The organism is Celerinatantimonas sediminis (assembly GCF_046054195.1).
Lineage (GTDB): Bacteria > Pseudomonadota > Gammaproteobacteria > Enterobacterales > Celerinatantimonadaceae > Celerinatantimonas.
The window spans coordinates 1-15063 of record NZ_JBEQCS010000013.1; the positions used below are offsets into that span (position 1 = coordinate 1).

The window sequence follows — 15063 nt, forward strand, 5'->3', positions numbered from 1 at the left end:
GGGCTATCGCCGTTAGAGTATGAGCGTCAATATTTTAATGAGGCTAAAAGTCGTCTAGTGAAGTAGTGGCGATTCAGAAGCCGTTTGATACAGGGATTAAAGATGGATCTTCAGCAAGAACGTCCCCCAGTTCTTCTAACGTTTGCGGTTGATCTGTATACGGGGACAGCCACTCTCCATAACTTGGTAATCCTTTAATTGCTTGAAATAATGACCATGCATCGCTAAACGTAGTAAGCCAATGAACGCAGTTCGATATTTCCGGTTGGAATAATGTGCCTCCCGCGAAATTCACAGGTATTGCAGATTTCAACTCGGGCCGATAATCCGAAATTCGAATATCACTATGAACTTTAATCACTACATCAAAAACCAGATCGGTATATTGATTCGTGAGAATGGTCGGTCTTTTTACTGGTGATACATGCCTTTTCAGCGCTGGCACACTGGGTTCTGTGAGTTTTGCACCCGACTTAATCGTTTCACTGCGAATAAAAACTGCAAATTCAGCAAATTTTATTTTATGGGGACTAACCGCAAGCTTTGAGATAAGGCCTCTCTGGAACTGGTGCATGAATCCCCAAATTGCCGTCAACGAAGGTACTCCGCATAAATACGGGCAACTTTGAGCATTCGCATCAAATACACGCATGGATGACAGATAGATATACTGTTCTTGGCCCTGCTGTTGATCGCCTACTACTGGTTTACTTAGTTCATTTAATACCCATTTTAACTGGGTTTTCAGTGGCTGCAGTAATTTAGGATGATAGGCAAACTGCATTGAAAAACGATTATTTTGCAATGCAAAATGTAACCGCTGATTCAGCGGTTTTAATAACTGTAAAAAATCTGATTCATCAGCATTGATAAAACATTTAACTAACTGATCGTCCAAATCTGTCATTGCGACTTTTGTTGAAGGATAAACTTTTTCACGAATTTCTATCAATGGGAGTAACCATCGAGCAATCTGTCGGCGAACCATCCGCATCTGGTATTTTCGAACATGCAGCCAGCCTTTTCGCGTTTGAGGAGCATCGACACCAATGAGATGAGCAAATACGGTGCACATACGTTTATTCGTTAATGCGTAATCATCAAAAAACTGTCGGCTTTGAACTCTACGAGACACTAATGTGTTTTTCGAATTGACTTGCACACCCAGCGGATAATTTAAAATGCTTATATGGCCACCTAGAGCGCCGCATAAGCTACCAATACTTGCGGGGTTAGGTAGTGAGTCAGTTTTGAATCGAAAGTGGCGGTGAGGTTCTCTAGCGAGATCTTCTATTTTCAGCTGCATCGCATGGCTAACAACTGGGGTTATTGATAGATAATCATCTTTCCAAGGAATACGGATCTGTTTGCTATATCGACTCACTTCTGAGGGAAAAGTAGTCGCAGGTAAATGCTCTTCGATGCAGTACAATAAAGTGCTTTGCAAAGACTTATCCAATCCAAAGTCAGTCAGCAACAAACTCCAAAAATCATCCTTTTTCGTGACTAAAGAGAGAATGTTTTCAATCTGCCCTCGCCAAATAAACTCATTAATGAGCCAAATAGTATGATGATAAACAGCCGAATTATGTGCCCATCCATACGACTTAGGCAAACCAGCACTCGTTAATGTCGCTGTATCCGATGGCAGCGGTTCCGCGATCAACCGTTGCCCGGAGACACGGCTATCTGGATACTTCAGATTATGCGTATGCAACCACTGAATTTCATCACAGGCTATCTCCAAATTTTTTGATGTTTGGAAATACTGCTGTGCCCGCTTTTGATTGAGCCAAGAATCAAGCACCGGTTTACTCTGCGATAAGTTAAGTAAAATTGTTAACGCTTCGCTTTCCACACCATCAATTTCAACCCGCTGGGTATAAGGCATAAAGGCCTTTTTAAGCAATCTAGATTTAACGGGGCCATCATCCATATCAAGAAGTTCTTTTAAATGATTCATCACGACCACTCTGGCAGATAATTTTGCAGCCCATCCGATTCACAATTCATCTGAGCCAACCTAAGTTCAACAACATCCCTTAAAGAAAAGACCGAATCATATTTGGATAAATTGTGGCGCAACTTTAGCGTCACCTGTGCTTTTAGCTCTCCAAATTGGTATAGCCAAGCAACCTCCTTGGTCGAACAGCCTAATATGGCTGATGCCTCAAGAGAACTTAATAGGATGTCGCCAATATTGGCATGCTTACCTCGAGGGTGTTGCGAAACGAGTCGAGTTAGATACTGAAGTATTTGTGCCAACGCTATATTTTGCGACAACTGTGAATGAGGTAATTGCCGGCTATTTTTTAGCAATGGACCAAATGCTTCTGACAAAAATACTTTATTCCAGTTGTTTACTCGGATGGCATCCGCATGTTTAGTTCGTTTTTCAAGTTCAGCATCGAACTGTCGTGGCCAAGTGGAACAGTACGTTAAGAAATGCTCAAAGCTAATCTCTGATACTTCTAATTGACCAAGATACCAAAGCAAAAAGCCAAATCGGGCAGATATGGCTAGAGGCAGCTCCATGACCCCAGCCTCTTCGATGACTTCTCCATTGAGCCATTGTGCAACTTTGAGCTCTGATAATTCTGCTTTAACTGGCGCGGTCTTAGCTAATGAGAACCCACATTCACAATGCGTGATTGATTCAGTAGACTGATAATTGAGCAATTTGCCACATTCAGGACACCGCTCTACAAGTTTACAGTGATGTTTAGGACAAGCTTTAAGTGGCAGTAAATGCCACTGCTGGCGAATATATGGAGCTTCAGCCAAACATTGTGGACAGACTGGCGTTGATTGGTGTCGAATAAACAGAAGTGGGTAATCAATCCCTTGACGATGCACAGCCCTGTAATCAGGTGAAAAGGTAGCTTTAGAATGAGAGAGCGCGATTTGCAGCAGTTGAAATTTACCGAGCTTGAGTTGATTTTCTAAATCTAAGAGAACTCGCAGCCGCATTTGACTTGTCGTTTGAGCGTGATACACATTGATTCGGTTAAGCTCAAAAGGAAAAGCGCCGGGAGTCGCCTGATGCTGAAATAACGTATTTTGCCAGATATCTTCGGCAAAATAAGCAAACCGCTCATAACCTCGATATTGACTCAATCGAAGCAAAAAACTTTCAAGTGACTCGTCTGAATATGGTTCTATTTCCGCATTCATTGCCCACCAAAACTTAGGATTACTAAGCTTTAGTATCGTGAATTAATTTTGCTTTACTATCTGTTCTTTATAATTTAGTGAACAACATCTCATAAAAATTCGATAGCTCGTTAATCAAAATCCAAAATTCATAGTCAGCAAGCGCTGCTGACCATCCTCAATATCGAAATGATTGCTGTCATCCTTTTCCTGATGTAACAATACCGTACCAAGGCGGTAACACGTCTTGATACAGTGTATAGTCAATCAGTTGGTTAACGTGTTTAGGTAACCATTAATAAGGACGTTGGTAGGTAGGAACGTTGAGCTCAAGACCCAACAGTTCCGAAATAGTTTGGACTTGGTTTGAACAGCCACGGTTACAGAGCCTGTTCAACAATAGCGTCAGTGAGCTGCAATTGAATATTTTGAAATGTCTTTACGCGAACTTTCAACTGTTCACAAACTTCCAGTTTATAATTCAATATTAGCGAGTAATGCTGTTAGTGCTTTCATTTTACCTAAAATCATGGAGGAACGTTCTATGGCTTCTATTTTTAATGGATGCAAAATAGACTCTTTTTCTGGAAACCTCCGAAGTAACGTTTCATATTCTTCAGCTTCAGCCTGAGACATTGCTAATTCACCATGATATTGATTACGTTCTTCTACGAGTAATTGATAATCAGAGCTCGCCTGCAGTTCAAGCTGTAACTTCAACGGCTGCTTTGGAAAACAAGTACGATGATTTGCTTTTGCTATAAATTTAACTTGATAGAAAAGAGCGCTTTTAGTGAATCTTTTAGCACGGCCAGTTCCTGTCACATCAAGATACCCTGATGCGACCAAATGATTAACTTGGCGATGAATAAACTTTCTAGCTTCATTTGGATCCCCAATAAAATTTGGCATTTTTAACAATTCATCTCGTGCCTGAAGAACGGAGAAATTATTTAAATTACTTTTAATCAGAAGGTTATACATCGGCTTCATTAACTTCTTTGTTTTCTTCATCTCTACCACTGCCAGACTTTCGAACTTAGGATTGCTAAGTATACAAAAATAAGTAAAACTTAGACAATCTAAGTTATCGATAGGTCTTATAAGAATGTCTAAGTGGAAAACCCAATCCCAGCACGGCTCAAAGCAGCTCGGAAAAAAGCCAAGATCACCCAAAAGGATTTGGGAGTAAAAATTGGTATGGAAGAAAGCTCGGCTAGTGGTCGCATGAATCATTATGAAAAAGGTCGGCATGTACCTGATATCGGAACCTTAAACCGAATGGCCGAAGAGCTAGACGTACCGCTCAATTACTTTTTCTGTCAAGATGAAGTGACCGCTGAACTTGCGTGCTTAATTGATAAATTAAGTGATGAAGAAAAAGAAAAGTTACTCACTTTGCTGGCAAATAAGAGCTCAACTCTTTAGTGGTTGTTTACTAAGCAACATATGAATGGGCAATAAATCCGTAAAAGTCCTGTCAATCAACTTGTCTTCTTTGAACTGGGCATCTTTGTTATAACGAGCCCCAATCCTTAATTCTCGTATATTGAGTTGGTTTAATGAGCATCTAAATGGATTATCTTCATTAGGATATCTGGAGCTGAATGTGCCCTCCAAGATCTCTTTATCTAGGGTATTTTTAGACTCAGATAACGCATTTGTAAGGGCATCTGATAAAAAGTGTTTGAGTGCTCGACATTCACCACGACAGACAGCAAATAAAGGGAGAAGGATCTCATCACAAGTAAGATTTGGCCTGTCATCAAAGCCCATTCTTCCAGCTAGCCCAGCTACAAACTTAGCGAAATGAATTTTTCCCAATTTGTCGGGGATCAATCCCTTATGTTGCTCGGAATTTTTAAATAAATGAAAATAGCTAAGATGTCGATGCCAACTAAGTCTAGAACTCCACTGGGGTTCTTCTGCAAGTAGCGACGAATATGGCATTCCTACTAATACAAATGAGACCTTAGCCTCTTCACTTATCATTTTAAACGTATTAGCGATTGTTTGTCTTTCTTCTGCATCTTTAAACTCAATAAGCTCTTGTATTTCATTGATTATAATTAGTTTAACTTTTTTATCTGTTAGAGTTCGTATAACACCTGCAGTTAAAGACCCTTCCCTATGTGTTCGCCTCACTCGACTCGAACGCACGTCATCAAGGTCGAGCAAAAACCTTTCTAAAGTATTTTGCTCTTTAATCCTGCTTGGTATCCTGGTATTCAATACTGGCATTTCCTCCCATCGTCCTTTCTTAACCGAAAATTTTTGGAGATAATTGTTAATCAGTGCTGTTTTACCAGATCCTGTATCTCCCGTAAGTAATAACGACTCTTGTTCACCACCAACAGTGCTATTAAACATTAACCTATCAAAAATAGAATATATTTCCGTTATCTGCGGATATTCCACATAACACTCACGAAAATTAGTTATCTGATTTAACTGCTGATTAGTCAGTTTAAGCATTTTAGTATCCATCTATATCACTCAGATCGATACCATCAGCTTCATCGCCCTTGTCTAAATTGGCAACTAAAGATGATTTAATATTTTTTTGTTTCGTTGCAATAGATACAGGCCCTTCACTGCCAACTTTCTTGTACTTAGCAATTTTTGATAAATTTGATGTTTTAGGAATTGTGGATTTCTTATGCCTTTTCTTACTTATTCTTTCCAGCTCCCCATCTATTCGTCGATCTATGTATAAGTATGTATCAGCAAGTGCTTCATCATCTTTTTGAAGACGAGTATTTAATCGCCTTATTGCGCATATTCGTTCATGCTGATACAAAGAGATACCTCTAAGATGGCCATAATTTTCAATCATCGGAACTTTGAGGTAGCATTTATCTTCGTCCAAAAACACATAAACATGACTAATATCATCAGGATCAGTTTTCACTTTCAGCGTAGCTCCTTTTCGATTCGCTTTTGCTGAACGTTTTTTGTAAGCCACTAATTCTTCGCTGTTATATCTTAAGTTATGTAGCCGAATACCATCTTTACCCAGTGTTCTGGTATTTAAACGACCTAATTCTATTTTTAACTGCTCAGCTTCAACTCCTTCATAAAAGTTAGGACGCCACTTTGATTCGTGCCATTTATGATAAGGTATGTGGCGTTCTCTGGAATCGGGCTTCATGTGGAAATAATCCACAACCCATTTATATAGCAGTTCTAAAAAAACCGATACGCGTACAGCTGCATGTTTTTTGGGATCATAGTCTTCCAATTCATTAATATTATTGAATGTCTTCCCAGGAAGACGGCTAAATAAAAGCTTATAGAAGGAATCAAATGCCTTTTCTACATGTGGTTTTTCCCATGGCTTAGCTGCTTTGGTATAGAGAATATTCGTCACCAAAGGACTTAATGCAGCAGCAAGGTCATCCGACCAAAACTCAGCCCCATTATCAACAACTAGATAAGTTATTTTCCCGTGGCAAGGCCAATCATTTTTTATAGATGGATACCTTTCTATTAACCAATCTTTAGTCAGTACCGCATTAAGAAAGGCCGAGCGAACAGATTCAAAACTCGGGTCTCTAAAGCCAACATATAGTCCAACAATACATCCACTGTACCTATCGTAAAGGATGGTCAAATATGGACGTCCTAGTGGTAATCCTAAGTCATCATCTAACAGCATGACTGGTGCGGGAGTATGATCAATCTCAACATATTCCATGGGATATGTCGCTGGTCGAATATGATCCACCATCTTAAAATTACGATCGGCATAACGCTTCCCATAGCGCCTAACTGCCACATCATAAGGTTTAAGTTCATTGACTCTATTGTAAAAAGTACGTTGGCTTATGGGCTTTATCTTACAATCAGGATTTTTGCAGTTTTCTTCAATTACTCGCGATTTGTAATACTCAAAGACTTCTGCAACGGCCAATCTTTCTTTTGTTAGATACTTTTTATTTATTGCCTCATAAACTAATTGTTGAGAGTCTAGCTTCTTAGCCCTGTTTCCTTTTTTCTTATGCCTAGGTACTAAAGAAATAATATTTCTCTCAGAACCAAAATAAGCTGATTTCCAATTCACCAATACCCGCCAAGAAGGAACTGGCTTACCCGTTTCATCCTTATATGAATTCAATAAAGGAGCTAACTTCCGGGCTGTCCATCCCCCTGTTAGGCGTTTTTCTACGTAATTCAATATATCTAAACGGGCAAGAGCTTGGTGTTGAAGTTCTAGGGGTAAAGTGTCAAATGACAGTTGAAAATGGGTATCTAAAGATTCAAAAAAAGAGCTGACATCAGTTTGTGCAGGAGAATCTTTATTTCCTTCGATAAACTCATCAATGAAGCCGAATAAGCCAACGTCATTATCAGAGGGGGCATCAGCACCATACATAATTAGTTAACCCAAAACTTTCTTTCGCTAAATCTGTTTTTATCTTTCCTGAAGATAACCAGCATAAAGTGCTGATCATCGTTTCATGTTCGCTTAGACCTAAAGCTTCTGAGATATCATAAAGCTGTACTTTTTGTTTCCGCCTAATATAACTGAGAACGTACTTTTCGGCCTCTGTAACAGTGTGTAAACCTGAGTAGCGATGCAATAACTTCAGATTATTAAGTATTGGGTTGAGCTGAATTTGCTTCTCAGTGATTAGATTTAATTGGTAACCATAATTGTCCTGCGCAGATCTTTTTCTTTCCATAAAGCGAGCTTTGAAATCTGGTTTAAAGATTTGGCTTGAATGTTTTACTTCAACCAGCACATCCTTGCCATCAATACTTGTCACCAAAAAATCTGGCGTATAACGACAACTTCTTCCGTTGAAAAAATAAGCTAAATTAATTGGTTGTGAAGAAAAGCGTTTAACGTCCGGATTATATTCAAGATGAAAACAAAAATCGAATTCGAGGACAGACATCGTTCGTACAACAGCATCGTTTTTCAAGCTCATAAACTTGCGGATATTGTGTACATAGGAAGATTTGTGGGTTTGATCATACATAGCAAAAACACTTTGTTGTAAACCTACAACAAAACATAGACTATGCTGACTTATAGTGCAAATTTGCTAACTTACTCTGCAATTTTTGCTAACTTATGTTGCACATATTATAGGGTGGCGGTTCTACGAGCAACACCCCGGCACTCGAGTCGTCTGCTGCGGCTGCTCCCTTCCGGGCCTGACCGAGTCCACAGAGTATCGATGCGGGAGAACCCGCAGAACCACCATAGAAGGCGTTTAGCGTTAGCGCTAAACGTGGCAAGATAATATCAGCCACTACATAGATTGCAAGCTGATATTCACTTGACCATGACAGGTTGCATACTTTTCAAACGAATACACAACCTGTCGATGAATATTTGCTCACTTGGCATTTAACTCAATGAGCAACCCTAAATTAAAACAGTTTTTGCTGCAGAGTATAAAGTTCCTGAGCAAATGGGCGACGCATTGTTTCTATACATTCAATGATGTCATGGTGAACCAGTTTGTTGTTCTGGATACCAATACAGCGCCCGCCTTTGCCTTCAAGCAACAACTCAACAGCATAACCGCCCATCCAACTTGCAAGTACACGGTCACGCGCTGTTGGCGCGCCGCCACGTTGAATATGGCCAAGAATCGTTGCACGAGTTTCACGGCCTGTCGCCATTTCAATCCCTGCGGCTAATTCATTGACATTGGTAATATGCTCGGTGATAACAATAATGGCGTGTTTTTTACCTTTTAATCGCCCTTCATTTAAGCTTTTAAGCAAGTCTGCCCGGTTAAAACCAACTTCAGGGATAATCAGATATTCTGCGCCACCAGCAATTGCCGCCTGCAGAGCTAAATCGCCACAATAGCGGCCCATGATTTCAACGACGGAAATACGGTTGTGTGATGATGAAGTATCACGAACACGGTCAATGGCTTCAATTGCTGTATTTAAAGCTGTATCAAAGCCAATCGTGTAATCCGTGCCGGCAATATCATTGTCAATTGTGCCTGGGATACCAACACATGGGAAACCCATTTCCGTGAGTTTTTTCGCCCCCATATATGAACCATCACCACCGACAACAACTAAGGCTTCGATACCGTGTTTTTTCATGTTAGCGACGGCTTCTTCACGAACTTTTTCTTCTTTAAATTCGGGAAAACGAGCCGATCCTAAAAATGTCCCACCGCGGTTTACAACATCAGAAACGCTATGGCGCTCCATTTTTTCGATTCGGTCCTGATGCAAACCCATGTAACCATCGTATATGCCATAAACCTCAAGGTCATGAGAAAGACCAGTGCGGACCACTGCGCGAATGGCGGCATTCATACCGGGTGCATCGCCACCGCTGGTTAGTACACCAATTTTTTTAACCATTGGATTCCTCTCAATTCAATCCTGTTGGAAATTTTGAAAAAATATTACATCTGATAACTTTTAAGCGAAGATGACAAAAACTGCGTCATGTACGACATAGCGCTCTATTAACATCAGATGCCGAGTTAACCTGTCTTTTTATGGGCTTTATTCTGCCACAAATTCATCCAAACTTTAATGCTTAACATCAACACTTTAATGTCAAAGTAAGAATATTACATTACTGTGATCAAATTAGTGTATTGCTTAGCCATAAAGGTGAGAATTTCACCACCGTGAAAAACTAAAATTTAAGCAAAAATGGTAACAAACTCTCACCCACCTCTACTTTAAGATAGTTGTAATGAGCAATCCTACAAGGGTGACTTTTTATCGCAGGTGTTGCAAAAATAGCTGTCACAGTTCTAAGTGGTAGCTCATCTGATTATTTGATAAGTTTGAATCTTTGATGGCAAAAGATACTGATGGAGCGATAGCTCCATCAGCCTGACGGTTATTTGATTTCGTCGTTAAGTGTAAGAATGTTGGTTTTACTAATGCGGTGGCGATAGATTTCTCGAAGATAACGAATCGCATTTTTCACATTATCGATATCTAATCGAATATCATTAATCGAAACGAAACGTTGCTGGTCTTCAATCAGCTCCCGATATTTTTTCTCATACATTGGTTTAATCGCATACCAGTTTGTATCCAAAATTTTTGCTGGGTTTTCATATTGGCTGAAATACTGCTCAATTCGTGAGTCATCAAACTCATCAGAACGAATCAAATCAATAATGGTTTTATCGATATCATCACTAAAGCGATATTCGTCTTTAGCAAAGCAACGTTTCATATAAGCAACCATCAGGGTCAAGAAATCGTCGCTTAAACAAGGACTTTTAGCAATTAAGGTGGTCAATGAAAGGTTTGCAGATGCACCGATGACCAGCGCATAACGTTTCAGTGTTGTATTCGGACACAAACGGTTCAAATGAATTTTTAATCGATTCAATGAGGTAAACGACAGTTTGTAATCACGCGGTAACGATATGATGGACACGATAGATGAACAGTTTTTGTAAAAGTGCAGCTGATTTAGCTCACTGGGATCAAACCCGCTGGAGCGATAACGTTCGATACTTTCACGATAATGCTCAGATTCAATCGGTAAAATACTAATCCCTTCAATTGCAGATGTTTCATCATTAAAATGCGGCAAATCGATTGAACGGCAAAATAAGTCATCAATATCCACAGATTCTTGGTGCGCATTGTCAGAAACCACACTTTCAGCGTAAGCGACGGCGACCGGTCCGGCTAAGCTCATGAAAAGGTCATTAGCATCGAGGCGAATCGTCTCCGCGATATCAATCCCGGCACGACGAAAATAGTCCTCGTCATAATCGGTGGTCACAGCTTGCGCAGTTAAAATATTAAAGATCTGCTGAGAAATATATTGGTTGGCATATTTCTCCATGGTGTTGACGTCGATATCCTGAGAATTCTTACCATTTTCTTGTTCAGCATAACGCATGATGTCATTAGAGATTAACATCATCGCATTCCATGGCCGGATCCGCTTCATGACATCGGCTGGAACTTCCTCTTCTTCACGTTCTTCGTTATAAGAGAAATTCCACTCCTCAGAGATGTACTTGGTCAACAAGCGCCCCGCGTTAATATGTAGCGCTTCAGAAATATCCAAATTATGCCCGGAGATATTTGGCAAAATACAGATACCAGAGGTAAAGATTGGTTCAAACACAAAACTATGGCGTTTATCAACTTGTTGATTTTGAACCACTTTGTAATCAAAAGTTTTACTTAAATAAGAAAACTGCTGCGCAAGTCCAAACTCAGATGCCATCCCTGAGCCGGTTCCCCCACCCGCACTGAAAATATAAAAATACAGTCGCGACTGATTCGCTTTAATACCACACGAATCAACGAGATAAGAATGCATATGCCGCCAACTATCATTACGGAAGCTAGCGGTATCTTTATTAAGGATAATTTTTGCAAGATATTGGCCCAAAATAGGCGCGTTACCCGCACCACCGGCATGCACTTCGGACAAGTCCATAATCTGCAATTTACGATATTCGCTTAGAAAACGCGCTCGCCCTTTTTGGTTAGAAAACCGAATTCGGCCCTCGATATCTTTATCCAAGTCTCCAAGCATCACGATAGGCTCGATTAAAAATACCGGTTGAGTACGATTTTTATCGTCTAACGGCAGGTGGCGACGGATCCAACGCATTGGCTCCATCTCTCGCTCATGCGCTTTTTGTTGCTGATATTCCAGTTCGCTCAAATAGCTCGTTCGAGCATTAAACACGAGGGTCGCAACATCCAAGGCAATATTCGAACCACATCGGCCCAGCCCAATCAGGCAAACCGAAGGAAAACTTTGCTCGTTAGTGACGACATCTTCAGAAACCTTAGGTGCAATCTGCTGGCGAACCACATCAAGATTTTCTAGGATCTGCTCTAAGTCATTCTCTGTGTAATAGAGATGTTCGATAGGGAGATTATCTTGGCTCATTACCATGTCCTTTTGCTGAGCACTAAAATAAATATACTCTTATTAAGATCGATAATTGCTAAGAGTGCAAGTTTTATTGCACTAACATGTTAATCTTACGTCATTTTTACGTGACGTAACTAAAAAACAAAGAGATAGTTAAACCCCATAAAAAAAGGCCACAAATATGAGTTTGTAGCCCTTTTATCATCCCTTAAAAACGTTTTCTCACGTTATTTTTTCTTTTTGCGTTTATCAGTGACTTCCCAACGACCATCACGATAATAAGCAGCCCATCCAGTTGCTTTTTTGTCGATCTCGGTCATGACATATTGTTCTTTGTTTTTGCGACTATAACGAACAATAGCTGGGTTACCATCGGGATCAAACGCGGGTGCTTCAGCCAGATAGTGAAACTTCGGTGAAATTCTATCTTTAAACTGGGCTAATTCAGCAACTTGAGGCGCCCGAGTTTCTCGTGATTTCGGGAACGTATTGGCAGCCAGGAAAATTCCTGAAGCGCCATCACGTAACACAAAATAGGCGTCACTTTGCGAACATTTAAGCTCTGGTAAATGAACTGGATCTTCACGAGGTGGTGCAACTTCACCATTTTTTAATATCTTACGGGTGTTGTTACACTCGGGATTAGTACAGGCCATATATTTACCAAAGCGGCCTGTTTTAAGCTGCATATCATGACCACACTTGTCACATTCGACAACCGGGCCATCGTACCCTTTAAGCTTAAAGTGCCCTTCTTCGATTAAGTAACCATCACAATCAGGGTTATTCCCGCAGACGTGTAACTTCCGATGCTCATCAATCAAATAACTATCCATGGCCGTGCCACATTTCGGGCAACGTTTTTTCGCCATCAGCGCTTCAGTTTCCATCTGCTCTTCGTTCGCAGATACCACTTCTTCGCCAGGGATTAAGTTAATTGTGCATTTGCACCGCTCTTTAGGTGGCAAGGCATAACCGCTACACCCTAAGAACACACCAGTGCTTGCAGTTCTGATTCCCATTTTACGGCCACATTGCGGACAATCGATATCCGTTAAAACAGGAACATTAGCCCGCATCCCTTGCGCTTCATCTTCGGCATGATGAAGTTTATGGGTAAAGTCATCGTAGAACTGATCAAGTGTTTGACGCCAATCGCGGGTGCCTTCAGCCACTTCATCTAGCTCAGCTTCCATATTCGCGGTGAAATCATAGCTAAGCAGATTAGGGAAACTCTCACAGAGTCTATCAGTGACAATCTCACCCATTTTTTCTGCATAAAAACGGCGTTTTTCAACATGAACATAGCCACGATCTTGGATTGTCGAAATAATTGAGGCGTATGTTGAAGGCCGACCAATCCCGCGTTTTTCTAACTCTTTAACCAACGAGGCTTCGTTATAACGAGCCGGTGGCTTAGTGAACAATTGCTGTGGGTCAATCGCTTTCAGGTTGAGTTTATCACCTTGGCGAACCGCAGGCAGCGCTTGCTCTTCCTCTTTTTTAGAGCCCGTTGCTGGCATGACTTTTGTCCAACCGTCAAAGCGCAAAATACGTCCGCGGGCTTTAAGCTCATAATCGCCGGCTTGCACGGTCAACGTCGTTGAATCGTATTGAGCAGGTGTCATCTGACAGGCAACGAACTGGCGCCAAATTAACTCGTAAAGTTTTTTGGCATCATTATCAACGTCTTTTAAATCACCGGATTTAACGCCAACATTACTTGGACGAATCGCTTCGTGCGCTTCTTGAGCACCCGCCTGGCTAGAATAGACATTAGGTTTGCCAGGCAGATATTGATCACCGTATTCAGAATCAATAAATTCACGAACGGCGTTCAGCGCATCTTGGCTCAAGTTGGTTGAGTCCGTACGCATATAGGTGATGTAACCTGCTTCATACAAACGCTGCGCCAGCATCATGGTGCGTTTCACACCATAACCTAATCGAACACTTGCCCCTTGCTGCAATGTAGAGGTAATAAAAGGTGCACGAGGTCTAGTCTGAGTGGGTTTATCTTCGCGTTTGACAAGCTCATAACTTGCTTGTTTGAGCACATCAAGAGCAACATCTGCTTCGGCTTTGCTATGAGCTTCAAATGTTTTGCCCTGAAACTTAGCCACCTGCATGCGCAGCGCGTCTTTTTTCGCAGTCAGCAGATCGGTAAAAATATTCCAGTATTCTTCTGGCACAAACGCTTTAATTTCGCGCTCACGCTCGACAACTAATCGCACCGCCACTGATTGCACACGGCCTGCAGATAAGCCACGAGCAATTTTTTTCCATAACAACGGCGAAACCATATAACCCACGACTCTATCAAGGAATCGTCTGGCTTGCTGCGCGTTAACTCGGGCAATATTTAGCTCGCCTGGTTTAGAAAACGCCTGCTGAATCGCCGTTTTTGTAATTTCGTTAAACACAACGCGTTTAAAACGAGAATCATCACCACCAATAATTTCACGCAGATGCCATGCAATGGCTTCTCCTTCGCGGTCCAAGTCGGTTGCGAGATAGATGGTGTCAGCTTTGGCGGCAAGTTGTTTTAACTCGTTCACAACTTTTTCTTTACCCGGCACAATCTGATAATTAGCCTTCCAGCCGTGCTCTGGGTCGATTCCCATGCGAACCACCAACGCATTTTTTTCGCGTTGCTTTTTGATCTGGGCTTTTTCTTCGGCACTTAAACCTTTTGTCGAAATCGGATCAGCCTTTTTTTTGCCGGCTGATGAGCCTCCACTTTTGGGTAAGTCGCGGACATGCCCTACGCTTGATTTAACAACGTATTGATTGCCAAGATACTTATTGATGGTTTTCGCTTTGGCTGGCGATTCCACAATAACCAGTGATTTACTCATTCTTTCAAATACCGTTGGCCCGCTGAAATTTTTCGGGCTTATAAATAAAAATTATATCCAGTCTTGCGGCACATCCTCGCAAGCTCAACCCCAATTTGCAACACTGTTTGTCTCAAACGAGGCGAAAATAACCACTTATAAACTTACTCTATAACAATAAGCTCATTACTTTTTCTAACCTTAGCAATCTTG

At 41.1% G+C, this 15063-nt stretch carries 10 protein-coding genes and 1 other RNA gene; 1 reads left to right on the plus strand and 10 read right to left on the minus strand.

Translation table 11 applies throughout. From position 1 onward, the window contains the following. Window positions 1–73: 73 nt before the first annotated feature. From ABTQ23_RS14295 to ABTQ23_RS14305, 3 genes are all read right to left on the minus strand, one after another. Entirely contained in the window at window positions 74–1963 is a 1890-nt protein-coding gene (locus tag ABTQ23_RS14295) for a type I-F CRISPR-associated protein Csy2 (protein ID WP_408616421.1), read from the minus strand. After that, complete coding sequence (locus tag ABTQ23_RS14300; protein ID WP_408616422.1) at window positions 1963–3174, minus strand: TniQ family protein; 1212 nt, start codon at window positions 3172–3174, stop codon at window positions 1963–1965. Before ABTQ23_RS14300 ends, ABTQ23_RS14295 begins: the two co-directional genes overlap by 1 nt. 453 nt (window positions 3175–3627) lie before the next feature. Further along, window positions 3628–4167, minus strand: coding sequence for a VspR family transcription factor (locus ABTQ23_RS14305; protein WP_408616423.1), 540 nt, complete (start codon window positions 4165–4167; stop codon window positions 3628–3630). 102 nt (window positions 4168–4269) lie between these two features. Here ABTQ23_RS14305 and ABTQ23_RS14310 point away from each other — a divergent pair, with 102 nt between their 5' ends. Beyond that, window positions 4270–4581: a helix-turn-helix domain-containing protein gene (locus tag ABTQ23_RS14310; protein ID WP_408616424.1), complete on the plus strand. Its 312-nt coding sequence runs from the start codon at window positions 4270–4272 to the stop codon at window positions 4579–4581. Here ABTQ23_RS14310 and ABTQ23_RS14315 read toward each other — a convergent pair. From ABTQ23_RS14315 to topA, 7 genes are all read right to left on the minus strand, one after another. Continuing rightward, the gene (locus tag ABTQ23_RS14315; protein ID WP_408616425.1) at window positions 4570–5628 is read right to left on the minus strand and encodes a TniB family NTP-binding protein; all 1059 of its coding nucleotides are present in this window, start codon (window positions 5626–5628) and stop codon (window positions 4570–4572) included. The two genes, ABTQ23_RS14310 and ABTQ23_RS14315, sit on opposite strands and share 12 nt — an antisense overlap. A 1-nt stretch (window position 5629) precedes the next feature. Further along, entirely contained in the window at window positions 5630–7528 is a 1899-nt protein-coding gene (locus tag ABTQ23_RS14320) for a TnsB C-terminal domain-containing protein (RefSeq protein ID WP_408616426.1), read from the minus strand. Continuing rightward, on the minus strand, window positions 7515–8138 hold the full coding sequence (locus ABTQ23_RS14325; RefSeq protein WP_408616427.1) for a TnsA endonuclease N-terminal domain-containing protein: 624 nt from the start codon (window positions 8136–8138) through the stop codon (window positions 7515–7517). The genes ABTQ23_RS14320 and ABTQ23_RS14325 overlap by 14 nt, the downstream gene beginning before the upstream one ends. 121 nt (window positions 8139–8259) lie before the next feature. Then, window positions 8260–8356, minus strand: an RNA gene (gene ffs / locus ABTQ23_RS14330) — signal recognition particle sRNA small type. Window positions 8357–8535: 179 nt separating this feature from the next. Then, window positions 8536–9498 carry a 6-phosphofructokinase gene (pfkA, locus tag ABTQ23_RS14335; protein WP_408616428.1) on the minus strand — a complete coding sequence of 321 codons (963 nt, stop codon included), beginning with the start codon at window positions 9496–9498 and terminating at the stop codon, window positions 8536–8538. 493 nt (window positions 9499–9991) lie between these two features. Beyond that, entirely contained in the window at window positions 9992–12028 is a 2037-nt protein-coding gene (locus ABTQ23_RS14340) for a hypothetical protein (protein WP_408616429.1), read from the minus strand. Between the two features lie 212 nt (window positions 12029–12240). Next, window positions 12241–14871, minus strand: a complete 2631-nt coding sequence (gene topA / locus ABTQ23_RS14345) for a type I DNA topoisomerase (protein ID WP_408616430.1) — start codon at window positions 14869–14871, stop codon at window positions 12241–12243. Between the last annotated feature and the right edge of the window lie 192 nt (window positions 14872–15063).